This window comes from Pseudarthrobacter sp. 1G09 (assembly GCF_050038305.1).
Taxonomy (GTDB): domain Bacteria; phylum Actinomycetota; class Actinomycetes; order Actinomycetales; family Micrococcaceae; genus Arthrobacter; species Arthrobacter equi.
The window spans coordinates 1,928,797-1,942,692 of record NZ_CP188306.1 but is presented as its reverse complement, the minus strand read 5'-3'; the positions used below and the strand labels follow the sequence as shown (position 1 = coordinate 1,942,692).

Below are 13,896 nucleotides of genomic sequence, written 5' to 3'. Positions count from 1 at the left end.
CCCGCTCCCCGCCGGGGACAAACGAACGACAAACTCGGCACAGACGAACGACAAACTCAGGACAAGCGCGCCACAAACACCGGCAGATGGCGCGGCCGGCAAGCCCATGCATCGACCCAGCGTCAGCCCCGCATGGCCCGCCGTGCGCTGTCCGTGCGTTGGGCGGCGTTCCCGATCCGGACGTCGGCCGCCAGGATGGTGGCCCCGTTCGTCCCGCAGAGCACGGGGTTGAACTCCACCAGGGCAATTTCGGGGTGGTTGTCCTTCATCCAGGCAAGTCGGCCGGCCAGGTCCTCCAGGGCGGAAACGTCGACGGGGGGAAGTCCCTGGTAGCCGAACAGCTTCCGCGCCGCCCGGGGCGCCCGGATAAAATCGTGGACGTCCGCGGCGGACAGCGGCGGCACCCGGTGCGACCAGTCATCCAGCAGGTTAACAGCATCGCCTGCCAGGCCGAAGGAGATGACCGGTCCCAGCAGCGGGTCCTCAATGGCCCGGAACGTGCACGCCTGGCCTACCGGTGCCATGGACTGCACCTCCAGGGCCGGATCGCCATAGAGGGCAAGGGCGCGGCGCATCTGGAGAACATCCCGGCGCAGCGACTCGGCGTCCTGGATGTCCAGGCGGACGCCGCCCAGGTCGAGCCGGTGCCGCAGGGCGGGGTCCGTCGTCTTCACGGCCACCGGCCAGCCGAGGCCCTCGGCGGCTTCCACGGCTTCGTCAGGAGTGTTGAAGGCCGCGGATGGCAGCACGGAAATGCCGTAGTACCCCAGGAGGGACGCTGCCGCTGCGGGGTCCAGCTGCTTGAGCTGCTCCCCCTTGACGTCGCGGAGCTGTACTTCGATCTCGGCGCGGGCCCGGGCGGGATCGCAGCCCGGCGGTTCCACGAAGTGGCCGTGGTCCCGCGACACCCATTCCGAATACCTCACCACGGCGGCGAGCGCTGCCACGGCCGCGCCGGGGTTGGAGAAGCACGGCACGGCCTTGTCTGCGGCCCCCACCATGCCTTCAACGTAGACGGAGTCGTCCAGGATGCCGGTAAACGCCGCCACCACGGGCTTGCCGGCCTCGGCGGAGACGTCGGCCAGGGATTCCGCGATGCTGTCCACCGTGAGTCCGCGGGCCGGCAGCAGTGCTGCGACGGCGGCATGGACGTGCGCCGGACGCAGCGCCTCAAGCAGCGCTGAGCGCAGGGCGGGCAAGGCCACCGAGCGGCCGGCGTCGAGGTCCACCCCCGTCACCAGCTGCTCCACGCTGAGGCCGTGGTCTGCTGCACTGTCCGCCACTACCTTGCCCAGCGCCTGGGAGTTGCTGAGGATGGCCAGGCCGGGCCCGGCGGGCAGCGGCTGGCCCGCGACAACCTGGGCCACATCCACCAGCTGCTCGATGGTTTCGACGCGGATGACGCCGGACTGGCGCAGCATCGAGTCCAGCGCCCCGCCCGGAGCCTGGGTGGTGCGGACGGCGTGGCCCGGCGGCAAGCGCAGGCCCATGGTGTCGGACTTGGCCACGATCACCGGTTTGGTGCGTGCCAGGCGCCGGGCGATGCGGGAAAACTTGCGCGGGTTGCCGATCGATTCCAGGTAGAGGCCCACGGCGGAGGTGTCTGCGTCGTCTTCCCAGTACTGCATGATGTCGTTGCCGGACACGTCGGCACGGTTCCCGGCGGAAAGGAACGTGGACATGCCGAGGCGCCTGCGGCTGGACGCCGCGTACAGGGACACGCCAATGGCTGCCGACTGGCTGAACAGCCCCAGCCCGCCGCGGCGCGGCAGGGTGGGCGCCATGGAAGCGTTGAGCCGGATATCGGGATGCGTGTTGATGATGCCCAGGGAGGCCGGGCCGATGACCCGCATCCCGCTGGCGCGCGCCTGGCGCACAAGGTTCCGTTGCCGCTGAAGGCCGCGTTCGCCGTCGTCCGCGAACCCTGCGGAGGCGATCACCAGGCCTTTGACACCGGCGGCGGCGCAGTCCTCCACGACGGAGGGAACCTCCTCGTACGGCACGGCGATCACCGCGAGCTGCACGGGCTCGGGCACTTCGGTCAGCCGGCCGTAGGACAGCATGCCGGCCAGTTCCAGCGCCTCGGGATTGATGGCGTAGACGGGCCCGGAGAAGCCGCCTTCCACGATGTGCTCCAGCAGTTGGTAGCCCACGGTCCCCCACTTGCGGCTGGCTCCGATGACGGCCACGGACGACGGCGTCAGCAGGTCCCGCACGCTCCTCGCCTCGGCACGGTGCTCGCGGGATTCCATGACGGCCCGTGATTTCTCGGTGGGGTCGATGTTGAATTCGAGGCTGACCACGCCGTCGTCGAAGTGGCGTTTGACGTCATAGCCGGCATCCGAGAAGACCATGAGCATTTTGCGGTTCTCGGGCAGCACCTCGGCGCTGAAGCGCTGGATCCCGTTTTCGTGGGCCGCGGCGGCGAGGTGTTCGAGCAGGATGGAGCCGATTCCCCGGCCCTGGTGCGCGTCGGCGATGTTGAAAGCGACCTCAGCCTCGGTGGGATCATCCAGCCGGTCGTAGCGGCCGATACCGATGATTTCCCCGCGCATGGTGATGACGAACGCCACCCGGTCCTTATAGTCCACTTCGGTGAACCGTTTGAGCTCCTTGGCTGACAGCCGTGCCTTGAAGGCGAAGAAGCGCATGTAAATTGAGTTCTGCGACTGTCCGGTATGGAAGGTCTGGATGGCCTCTGCATCGGACGGATGGATGGGCCGCAAATGGGCTGTCCCGCCGTCGCGCAGGACGACATCGGCTTCCCAATGTTCCGGATATTCGCCGTCCCCGGGCTGATCCACCATAGGCTTAGCCTAGCCAAAAACTGCCGCAGCGCAGCAGCACCCTGCCCGGCAACCCCAGTAACCGAAGGATTCACCACCCCCATGGCCCGCCGCCAAAGCCCAGCACCCGTCGCGGACACCACTCCCTTCACGGAGAACATCGTCGACATCGACGTCACTTCCGAGATGGAGGGTTCGTTTCTGGAGTACGCGTACTCCGTGATCTACTCGCGGGCACTGCCCGACGCCCGCGACGGGTTGAAGCCGGTGCAGCGCCGCATCCTGTACATGATGAGCGACATGGGCCTGCGTCCGGACCGCGGCCACGTGAAGAGCGCCCGCGTGGTGGGCGAAGTCATGGGCAAGCTGCACCCGCACGGCGACACGGCGATCTACGATGCCATGGTGCGCATGGCACAGGACTTTTCGCTGCGGCTGCCGCTGATCGACGGCCACGGCAACTTCGGCTCACTCGACGACGGCCCGGCGGCCCCGCGGTACACAGAGGCCCGCCTCGCGGCGGCGGCGCTCACCCTCACCGACCACCTCGACGAAGACGTGGTGGACTTTGTCCCCAACTATGACAACCAGCTGACCCAGCCGGATGTCCTCCCGGCGGCTTTCCCCAACCTGCTGGTCAACGGCGCCACCGGCATCGCCGTCGGCATGGCCACGAACATGGCCCCGCACAACCTCGTGGAGGTCATCTCCGCCGCCAGGCACCTGATCGCGAACCCGGAGGCCACCCTCGAGGACCTCATGCGCTTCGTCCCCGGCCCGGACCTGCCCACGGGCGGACGGATCGTGGGACTGGACGGCATCCGGGACGCGTATGCCACCGGCCGTGGCTCGTTCAAGACCCGTGCCAAGGTGGAGGTGGAGCAGCTGTCGGCCCGCCGCACCGGCCTGGTGGTCACCGAACTTCCCTACATGGTGGGCCCGGAGAAGGTGATCGAGAAGATCAAGGACGCCGTCAACGGCAAGAAGCTGACCGGCATCAGCGACATCGTGGACCTCACCGACCGCAAGCACGGGCTGCGGCTGGTCATCGAGCTGAAGAACGGCTTCAACCCGAACGCCGTGCTCCAGCAGCTGTACCGCTACTCGCCCATGGAAGATTCCTTCGGCATCAACAACGTGACGCTGGTGGACGGCCAGCCGCAGACGCTGGGCCTGGTGGACCTGCTCTCCGTCTACGTCAACCACCGGATCGACGTGGTCCGCCGCCGCACCATCTTCCGGCTGGGCAAGAAGAAGGACCGGCTGCACCTGGTGGAGGGCCTCCTCATCGCCATCGTGGACATCGACGAAGTCATCCAGATCATCCGGTCCTCGGATGAGGCGGCCGCAGCCCGTGAGCGCCTGATGTCCATCTACGACCTCACTGAGATCCAGGCCAACTACATCCTGGAACTGCGGCTCCGGCAGCTGACCAAGTACTCCCGGATCGAGCTCGAAAAGGAACAGGACCAGCTGCGCCGCGAGATCGCCGAACTTGAAGCCATCCTCAACTCCGAGGAACTGCTCCGCTCGCTGGTGTCCGATGAACTCGCAGCAATTGCCGAGGAACACGGCACGCCCCGCCGGACCATCCTGCTGGAGTCCGAAGCCGTTTCCCCCACCGTTGCGGCAGAACTTGCCGGCAGCAAGAAGGGCAAGCCCGCTCCCCTTGCCCTGGAGATCGCCGACGACCCCTGCTGGGCCATCCTGACAGCTTCGGGGCAGATCGGGCGCACCAGCAACCAGGAGCCGCTGGCAGAGGCCGGACCGCGGAACAAGCACGACGTGTTTACATCGGTGGTGAAGACCTCAGCGCGCGGTGAGATCGCTGCCATCACCTCCCAGGGCCGGATGCTGCGCCTTCAGGTGATGGACATGCCGGTCCTGCCTCCTGTGGCGGGCCTGCCCAACATGGCCGGTGGTGTCCCGGCGAAGGACTTCCTGACGCTGCTGAAGGGCGAAACCCTGGTGGCATTCACCCCGCTGGACGAGGTTCTGGCCATCGGCACCGCCCAGGGCGTGGTGAAGAGGGTTCAACCGGACTATCCGCTGAACCGCGAGGACTGGGAAGTCATCGCGCTCAAGGACAAGGATTTCGTGGTGGGCGTGGCACCGGCCGCGGCTGATGACACCGAACTGGTGTTCCTGACTGCCCAGGCCCAGCTGCTGAAGTTTGCCGCCTCTGCCGTGCGTCCGCAGGGCCGGACGGCCGGTGGAATGGCCGGCATCAAACTTGCCGCGGGCGACCGCGTGACGTTCTTCGGCGCGGTGCGCGCCCAGGACGAGGCCGCCGTCGTGGTCACCATTGCCGGCACCAACGGCGCCCTTCCTGGGACTGCCCCGGGAACGGCGAAGGTGACCGCGTTCTCCGAATACCCGGTGAAGGGCCGTGCCACCGCCGGGGTGCGTGCGCACCGGTTCCTGAAGGGCGAGGACACGCTGCTGCTGGCGTGGGCCGGTCATGGTCCCGCCAAGGCGTCCTCGGCCGCGGGCGTCGCCAGGTCACTTCCGCAGGAGCACGGCCGCCGCGATGGTTCCGGCATCCCCCTGTCCCAGGCCGTGGACGTGGTGGGTGCCGCGATGGCGTGGCCGGAGGCCGCCGACGAGGCTTAAACCGCACTCGAGGAGAAGTCTGCCCGCCACCGCTGCGCCGGATCAGGGTTCCCTGCTCCAGTTGTAGGGCGTGGTGGTGGAGACCTTGACCAGTCCGTACCGCTCAAGGATGGGGCGCGAGTACTCGGTGGAGTCGCTGTGGATCAGGGTCTTGCCGAGCCGCAGGGCGGACCGGGCACGCTGTGCGGTGAGGGCCCGGTAAATGCCTTGTCCGCGCCACGGCGCCAAGGTGGCCCCGCCCCAGATGCCGGCGAAGTCCGTCCCTGCTACCGGTTCCAGGCGGCCGGCACTGACGATGCGGCCCTCGTGGCCTGCTGCCCATAGCTCGGTTCCGTCGCCGGCGGCCAGCCGCCGCAGCAGGTCTTCGGCCCGCGCTTCCGAGATGCTGTCCCCGAAAGCGGCATCCTGCATGGCGCTCACGGCGCGGACATCCGCTGGCTCGGTGACCTGCCGAAGCCACACCCCGGGCGGCAGGGGAACGTCCGCCACCAGGGCGGCAGCGGCACCAATCATGATCGATTCAGCATCGGCGGGCACGAAGCCGTGGGCCAGCAGTGCCCCGTGCAGCCCCGACGAGGAGTCATGCCCGCGGGTCTTCCACTCCACGGACTGCACCGCAGGGTCCGCGCGGAAGTGCGCCACGGCCTGGCCCACCCACTCCGCGACAATGGCCGCAGACGCCCCGCCCAGGCCAGCGCAGGTGACGAACCCGCGTCCGCCGTCGAACGTGGCCAGCCGGAGCGGGCCGAGCGGGACCACTGACCTGGCGCCGGCAACTTCGGGGGCGAGGCGCAGTTGGGAGTCGTAAGCGGCGAGGAACCGTGTGGCGTCCGGGTGCTTCATTGCTTGTACTTTCCGATGGATGGATGTGCGCGTATCAGGTTTCAAATGCCGGGCGGTCCGGCTTCTTCGGCAGGACGTGCCGCGCTTCCGGGCCCCGGGGCGCGGGCTGCGCGGGTGCCGGGCCCCATGGCGAGGGCGCCGCGAACGGCCAATGTAACAGCTCTCCGCTTAGACTGCTGCCATGCCTATCGTGCCTGATGAGAAGGACTGGACCTGGGTCCTGGACCGCCCCTGCCCCGATTGCTCGTTCGACCCCTCCACCACCACACCGGCAACGGTCCCCGGCACCATCGAAAACATGTTGCCCCGGTGGCGGGCCGTCCTGCGCCGGCCGGAGGTTGCCGAGCGTCCCGACGACAACACCTGGTCCGCGCTGGAGTATGCCTGCCACGTGCGCGATGTGTTCAGCCTGTTCGACCAGCGCCTTAACCTGATGCTGGACTCCGACGACGCAAAGTTTGAGAACTGGGACCAGGACCTGACCGCCATCGAGAAGGACTATGCCAACGCCGATCCGGCAGTGGTAAACACCGAGCTGGCTGCCGAGGGGCAGCAGGTGGCGGAGTCCTTCGCCGGGGTCCGCGAATCCGACTGGGACCGCAAGGGGCTGCGCAGCAACGGTTCCGAGTTCACGGTCCTGACGCTCGCGCGCTATTTCCTGCACGACGTCGTCCACCACCTGCACGACGTCGACGGATAGTTCCGCCGGTGAGCCGGCCCCCCCTGCGGGGCCGGCTGCGGGGCCGGCTGCGGCGGAGTCCCTTGCGCGGGCGGGCGTCCCGCGGTTGCCGGCGCCGGAACCCGGCGCAGGGCGCGTTCGCGTCAGGTCCGCAGCTCCGCCGCTGCCCGGCCGGGCTCCCGGAGTTCCTCGGCCGGCGCAAGCGCCAACCGAACGTCCCCGGCCTGGATATCGGCGGCGTGGTGGGTAACCAGCACCACGGTCCGGTCCCGCAGGCCGGCCCTCAGGTCCTGCAGCATGTCCTTGGCTGATTCGGCATCCAGGTGCGCGGTGGGTTCGTCCAGCAGGATCACCTCGGCACCGGTCATCAGGGTGCGGGCCACCGCGAGGCGCTGGCGTTCGCCGCCACTGAGGAAAGCGCCACCGGGACCGATCCGCGTGTCCAGTCCCGCGGGCAGCCGTCCCATCAGCGCGGTAAGGCCGACAGCGGCGATCACCGCTGCCATGTCATGTTCGGTTGCGCTCTCCCCCGGATTGTCCTGTTCCCGGGTGTCTTGTCCCCGTGTGTCCTGTCCCCGCCGGTCGGGTTCCGCCGCGGCGCGCCCCAGCAGCAGGTTGCCGCGGATGGTCGAGTCAAAGAGGTGGGCCTCCTGCGGGCACCACGCCACCCCGCCGGACACGCGGACACTCCCGTCGGCCGGCGGCAGGAATCCCAGCAGGACCGAGAGCAGCGTCGATTTCCCCGAGCCGGACGGGCCTGTGACGGCCAGCCAATGCCCGGGCCCGGCAACGGCATTGAGCCCGGTGAAGACCGGTGCCCCGCCGGGCCACGCCGCCGCGAGGTTCGCCAGCTCCAGCCCGGGAACACCGCCGTCACGCTCCTGCACTGGCTGCAGCCCGTCTCTGGTGCCGCCGTCGTCGTCCTGGGCGCCGGACGCGTCCAGCGCCCCGGACGAAGCCACGCGCTGCAGCACCGCGCGCAGTGCCGGGAACTGGCGTACCGCCGTCGTCATCGCTGAATAGGGTTCCACCAGGGCCAGCAGCAGCAGGACCACGACGGCGGCCGTTGCCGGCTCGATCCGTCCATCCAGTACGGCGGGGGTGGCCAGCCACGCGCTGGCGAGCGCTGCGGCTCCGCACGCGGCAGCGGTGACTGCGTGGCCCAGGCCCTCGGCCCATGCCGACCGCTGGGAGGCACCGGTTGCCTTACGGTCTTCGCCGCGGAGTCCGGCCAGTACCCGCGGCGCCACACCGTTGGCGGACAGCTCTGCCCGGGCATCCAGGGCGGCCGAGATGCGGCGCAGCACGCCGGAGCGCAGCACCTGCTCCGCCGTTGCCGACTTCCGGTCGCCCCAGAGCGCAAGCGCGGGCGCCAGCACCAGGCTGGCCGCGACGGCGGCGATGACCGCCGGGAGCGCCGGCGGGACCACCAGCCAGGTGGTTCCCAATGCCAGCACCGCGACTGCCACGGCCGTGACGGGGGGCAGCACCACCCGGGGCAGGAGGTCCCGGACGGTGTCGACGTCGTCGATTACGGTGCCCAGCACGTTGCCGCCCTGGAGGAGGCGGCGCAGGGCCAGGGCCCGGCGGCTCAGTGACGCCCACAGCCTTCCCCGGAGCCTGGTCAGCGCGGCGAACACGGCATCGTGCAGCAGCAGCCGTTCCCAGTACCGGAGCACTGCCCTTCCGATGCCGAAGAAACGTACGCCAACAATGGCGGTGAGCAGGTAGAGGATGGGTGGCTGCTCGCTGGCGCGGATGATCAGCCAGCCGGACAACCCGGACAACGCCACCGCGAAGAGCGCTGCGAAGGTGCCCACTATGGCGGCCGCGACGAATTTGCCCCGCACCGGCGCCAGCAGCTGAGCCAGGAGTCCCATGGCGCCTCCGCCGGAGCGGCCCGCGGTCCCGTCCTTGGCGTTGTCAGCGCGCGGGTTTGTGGTGAGACGCGTGGCCGCCGGCGGCGCCGCTGAAATCGCGGCAGGAAGGCCGGCGGAAGATGCCCTGGCCGGCAAAGTCTCCGGTTGGTGCGAAGGTTCCGGCGCCGTGCCACGGCCGCCAACTGGCACCAGCACGTCGGCGAGGCTGCGGGTCCGCTCCTCATGGGCCACGAGGATGATCGTGACCTGGCCGCGCAGCCCGTGGATGGCGTCTTCGACGGCCTGTGCTGAATCGCTGTCCAGGTGCGCGGTGGGCTCATCGAGCAGGAGCACTGTTGCTCCGGCGTCGATCCTCGCCAGCCCGCGTGCCAGCGCAACGCGCCGCAGCTCTCCGGGGCTCAGCTCCGCAGGGTGTTTCGAGGCCAGGTGGCCGGCCCCTGCCCGGGTGAGGCAGGCGCGGGCGGTTTCCTCAGCCAGCGCACTGTCCCGGGCGTTGCGGGGGTTGGCGCCGAGATAGAGCAGCACTTCGTCCAGCACTCTGTCGGCCACCAGCACGGGATGCTGCGGCACCCAAGCGACCGCGGTCCGGTCCAACCCGGTAACTGTCCCGGAAACGGAGGTCCCTCCCCCGTCCCCGATGGTGCCGGCCAGGACGCCCAGTACCGTGCTCTTGCCGGCACCGCTGGGGCCGTCCAAGGCGGTGATGCGGCTCTGCGGCGCCTCAAATGTCAGGGGTCCGACGGCGGCGCGGGACCTTCCGCGGTAGGTCACGGTGAGGCCGGTGACGGTAAGCGGCGCTCCGGGCCGTCCCGCCGGCACGGCAGGCAGCGGCTTCGCCTCGGGGGCGTCCGTGGCCGCAGTGACGCCGGCCAGGGCCACCCGGCCGTCGTCGCTGGCGTGGTGCGCCGTGCCCAGCTCACGAAGCGGCAGGTAGCAGTCCGGCGCAAGGATCAGGGCCAGCAGCCCGGCTTCGAGGGGCATGTCGCCGTGCACCAGTCGCACGCCGATGAACACGGCAACCACGGCCACGGAGATGGTGGCAATGAGTTCCAGTGCCAGGGCGGAGAGGAAGGCGGTGCGGAGGGTCCCCATGGTGCGCGAGCGGTATTCCTCGGAGATCTCTTCGAGGGCTTTGCGCTGGGCTGTGGCCCGGCCCAGGCCCACCAAAACGGGGAGTCCCTTTGCGAGTTCCAGCATGTGGGCCGAAAGCCTGGCCAGCGACGCCTGGGCCTCGCGCACGTTGTCCTCGGTGTAGCGGCCAATCAGCACCATGAACAGCGGCACCAGGGGCACGGTCAGGACGATCACCACTGCGCTGACCCAGTCCGCGAAGAGGATCCTGGCGCCGAGCAGCAGCGGCACGGCGGCGCAGTTCACGAGAGCCGGCAGGAACTGCGTGTAGTAGCTGTCCAGGGCATCCAGGCCCCGGGTGGCCAGCACGGCGAGGCCGCCGTCCGCCGGGCCGGTTTCCCGCACCCCGTTGCGCAGCGTCCGCTCCAGGAGCCCGGCCCGCAGTTCCTCCTTGATGCCCAGCGCGGCGCGCCGGGCGGCCACAGCTTGCCCCCAGACGGTGATGGACCGCAGGACCACGCCGGCCATACCCAGCGTGATCTGGTCCGGATGCACGGCTTCCCCGGCAGCCAGCCCTGCAAGCGCGGCTGCCACCGCCTGTCCCATCAGGACGAGCGAGAGTGCCTTCAGCGCCGCGAGAAGGCCGAGCCAGTAGACGGCGGAGCGGGTTGCCGGCCCCGCCGGGAGCATGGGCCGCACGTCAGCCCTTGGTGGTGAACGCCTTGACGGCGATGGCAGGCAGGAAGCTGTGGGCCTCCGGAATGGAATCGGTGCTGACCCTGCGGCGGAACACCCAGTACGTCCATGCCTGGTAGGCAATCACGAGCGGAAGTCCGAACGCGGCCACGATGGTCATGAGCCCCAGGGTGTAGTCCGACGACGACGCGTTGGAAATGGTCAGGTCAAAGGCGGTGTCCAGGGTGGAGGGCAGCACCACCGGGAACACGGCACCGAAGATGGAGGCCGTGCCGAGCACCAGGAAAGCGCCGAGCGCCAGGAACGCCCTGCCTTCGGCACCGGCGCGGGCCAGCATCCAGGCGGTGGCGGCAGCGGCCACCGCGAGCACCACGAGGGCCCAGGTCCAGGGTTTGCCGTCCAGGAACTGGATGCTGAGCGCCCAGGCAGCGATGGGAAGGATCAGCACCGGAAGCAGGCGCACGAACCAGGCGCGGGCACGGTGCCGCACCTCGCCGTCGGTCTTCAGGGCAAGGAAGGCCAGCGCGTGGACCAGCGAGAAGCCCACCACGGCCACCCCGCCCAGTACGGCGTAGCCGCTGAACCAGGCAAAAGGGCCGCCTTCGCGGTCGCCGTTGGCATTCAGGGGCAGCCCGGTGGTGGTCAGGGCAAGCGCGGCACCAACGCCGAAGGCGGCGAAAAAGGATCCCAGGGCAATGGCCCAGTCCCACCGGGCACGCCACCGGTCCGTGTCCACCTTGCCGCGGTACTCGAAGGCCACGGCGCGGAAGATCAGGGCCACGAGGACCACCAGGAGGGGCAGGTAGAGGGCCGAGAACAGGGAGGCGTACCAGAGGGGGAAGGCTGCAAACGTGGCGCCGCCGGCGGTCAGCAGCCACACCTCGTTGCCGTCCCAGACCGGGCCGACCGTGTTCAGCAGGACGCGGCGTTCAGTGTTGTTCCGCGCGAAGATCTTCATCAGCATCCCCACGCCAAGGTCAAAGCCCTCGAGGAAGAGGTAGCCGGTCCACAGCACCGCAATGGCGATGAACCAGATGGTGGGCAGCAGTTCCATTGTCGAAATTCCTCTGCTCTTAGTAGGCGAAGGCCAGGACGTCGTCGGCGGGTTTGGCGCCGCCGGGTCCGCCGGAGCCGGGCGTTTCGTCCTCGTTCTCATCGGCGGGGACATGGGCCAGTTCGGGCATGGCGGACACCACGCCGCCGCGGATGTACTTCACCAGCAGCTTGACCTCCACCACCAGCAGTACTGCGTAGACCGCGGTCAGGGTGACCAGTGACGCCACCAGCTCGCCCGCCGAAACCCCTGGTGAGACGGCCGCGGCCGTGAACATGAACACCTGGTCGATGCCGCTGGGATCGGGGTTCGGGGCCACCACGAACGGCTGCCGGCCCATCTCGGTGAAGATCCAGCCCGCGGCGTTGGCGCCAAACGGGGCAAGGATGCCGAAGATGGCAAGGCGCATGAGCCACGGCGATTCCGGCACCGTGCCCTTCCGGGTCAGCCACAGGGCCACCACAGCCGCCAGCGCGGCGAGTCCGCCGAAGCCGATCATCATCCGGAAGCCCCAATAGGTGACCTCCATGACCGGCAGGTACTCAATTTCCTGGCCGGCACGCTCACCATAGATGGGGTTGTCCGGCAGGTGGGTGCCGTAGTTCTCCTTGTACTCGGGCAGGAGCGTGTTCACGCCCTTCACCTCGGTGGTGAAGTCGCCCTTGGCCAGGAAGGACAGGATTCCGGGAACCTCGATGACGGCCACAATGTCGTCGCAGTTCTGGGAGCCGATGTTGCCGATGCTCAGCACGGAGAACCCGGTGCCGTCGTGGCAGGCCGCCTCCGCTGCAGCCATCTTCATGGGCTGCTGTTCGAACATCAGCTTGCCCTGCAGGTCGCCGGTGACGGCGGTTCCCGCGAAGGAGATCATGGCCACCACGGCACCGATGCGCAGGGAGCGGATCCAGACGCTGTGGTCTGCCCGGTCGCGGCCGGGGATCGTAACGGACTCGCCGGGAATCACCTTGCCGTCGGAACCGACGGTGTCGATGCCGTCGCGGCGCCGGCGCCACAGGTGGTACCAGGCGATGCCGAGCAGGAAGCCGCCGGCCACCGCAAGGGCGCCGAAGAGGGTGTGCGGGACGGCAACAAGGGCGGTGTTGTTGGTGAAGACGGCCCAGGCATCGGTCATGACCGGTCGTCCGTCGATCATTTCGACGCCCACCGGGTGCTGCATCCAGCTGTTGGCCACGATGATGAAGTAGGCGGAGAAGACCGATCCGATCACCGCCACCCAGAGGCAGGCCAGGTGGATGCCGGGTTTAAGCTGCTTCCAGCCAAAGATCCACAGTCCCAGGAAGGTGGACTCAACGAAGAAGGCCAGGAGCGCTTCCAAGGCCAGGGGTGCACCGAACACATCGCCGACGAACCGGCTGTATTCGCTCCAGGCCATGCCAAACTGGAACTCCTGGACGATGCCGGTGGCCACGCCCATGATGAAGTTGATGAGGAAGAGCTTGCCCCAGAACTTGGTCATCCGCAGATATTCGGGCTTGCCGGTGCGGTGCCAGGCCGTCTGGAGGATGGCCACCACCAGGCCCAGGCCGATGGTCAGCGGGACCATCATGAAGTGGTAGACGGTGGTGATGCCGAATTGCCAGCGTGCGATTTCCAAGGCGTCCAACGCAGGTCCCTACTCTAGGCCAACTCAAACTTCTACGTTTCGTAGAAGTTCAACTTCTACAGAGTGTAGAACAACTTGCTGTCCGACGGAAAACGCACCGCCGCTACCAGCATGCGGCTTGACGGCCGGACGCGCCACGTGTTCTACCCAACGTAGAAAGTCCGGCGGTTTCAGGGTAAATTTGAACCTGTAGTTGTTTAATCGTTGAGCAGTCACCGGCGCAGGAAGCGCGCGGTGCGGGGACAAAAAGGAAAAGTGCAATGGCTAGTCTTGGTGAACTGGAACGGGCAGTGATGGACCTGCTCTGGGCGGGCCAGGAAGCAGCCACGGCCAACACGCTGCGGGATCAGTTGGCCCGCACGTCCGCCGCGCAGGGCGGCCCCGGCCATGAGGGCAAGGAGCTCGCGGTGACCACGGTGCTGACGGTGCTGTCGAGGTTGGAAAAGAAGGGCCTTGTGGAGCGGGAACGCGGAACCCGTCCGCACCGCTACCAGGCGGTCTCCAGCCGGGCGGACCACACGGCCGAACTCATGCACGAGGTGCTGGGGTCGGCTCCGGACCGCGAGGCCGTACTTGCCCGGTTCATTGGATCCGTCTCCGAAGGTGAAGCCGAAACACTGCGCAAACTGCTGGGTCACGTCTAGCCCACC

8 protein-coding genes are annotated in these 13,896 nt (G+C 68.4%); 3 read left to right on the top strand and 5 right to left on the bottom strand.

Annotated elements, in window-relative coordinates:
* Positions 1-122: 122 nt before the first annotated feature.
* Positions 123-2,807 (bottom strand): GNAT family N-acetyltransferase, encoded by a 2,685-nt coding sequence (locus tag ACP3TD_RS08905; protein ID WP_426766864.1) that lies wholly within the window; start codon positions 2,805-2,807, stop codon positions 123-125.
* An 81-nt stretch (positions 2,808-2,888) separates the two neighbouring features.
* Here ACP3TD_RS08905 and ACP3TD_RS08900 point away from each other — a divergent pair, with 81 nt between their 5' ends.
* Positions 2,889-5,399, top strand: coding sequence for a DNA gyrase/topoisomerase IV subunit A (locus ACP3TD_RS08900; RefSeq protein ID WP_426766862.1), 2,511 nt, complete (start codon positions 2,889-2,891; stop codon positions 5,397-5,399).
* 42 nt (positions 5,400-5,441) lie between these two features.
* Here ACP3TD_RS08900 and ACP3TD_RS08895 read toward each other — a convergent pair whose 3' ends face one another.
* Positions 5,442-6,242, bottom strand: coding sequence for a GNAT family N-acetyltransferase (locus ACP3TD_RS08895; protein ID WP_426766860.1), 801 nt, complete (start codon positions 6,240-6,242; stop codon positions 5,442-5,444).
* Positions 6,243-6,423: 181 nt separating this feature from the next.
* Between ACP3TD_RS08895 and ACP3TD_RS08890 the strand changes: the two genes are divergently transcribed.
* Positions 6,424-6,942, top strand: coding sequence for a DinB family protein (locus tag ACP3TD_RS08890; RefSeq protein WP_091719568.1), 519 nt, complete (start codon positions 6,424-6,426; stop codon positions 6,940-6,942).
* Between the two features lie 122 nt (positions 6,943-7,064).
* Here the strand turns inward: ACP3TD_RS08890 and cydD are convergent, their stop codons facing one another.
* Genes cydD through ACP3TD_RS08875 form a run of 3 tightly spaced genes read right to left on the bottom strand, consistent with a single transcriptional unit; the run spans position 7,065 to position 13,246 of the window.
* The gene (cydD, locus tag ACP3TD_RS08885; protein WP_426766858.1) at positions 7,065-10,571 is read right to left on the bottom strand and encodes a thiol reductant ABC exporter subunit CydD; all 3,507 of its coding nucleotides are present in this window, start codon (positions 10,569-10,571) and stop codon (positions 7,065-7,067) included.
* Between the two features lies 1 nt (position 10,572).
* Positions 10,573-11,622, bottom strand: a complete 1,050-nt coding sequence (gene cydB / locus ACP3TD_RS08880) for a cytochrome d ubiquinol oxidase subunit II (protein ID WP_426766856.1) — start codon at positions 11,620-11,622, stop codon at positions 10,573-10,575.
* 19 nt (positions 11,623-11,641) lie between these two features.
* Positions 11,642-13,246 (bottom strand): cytochrome ubiquinol oxidase subunit I, encoded by a 1,605-nt coding sequence (locus tag ACP3TD_RS08875; RefSeq protein ID WP_426766854.1) that lies wholly within the window; start codon positions 13,244-13,246, stop codon positions 11,642-11,644.
* A gap of 260 nt (positions 13,247-13,506) precedes the next feature.
* Here ACP3TD_RS08875 and ACP3TD_RS08870 point away from each other — a divergent pair, with 260 nt between their 5' ends.
* Positions 13,507-13,890 (top strand): BlaI/MecI/CopY family transcriptional regulator, encoded by a 384-nt coding sequence (locus ACP3TD_RS08870; RefSeq protein WP_015936823.1) that lies wholly within the window; start codon positions 13,507-13,509, stop codon positions 13,888-13,890.
* Positions 13,891-13,896 lie beyond the last annotated feature (6 nt).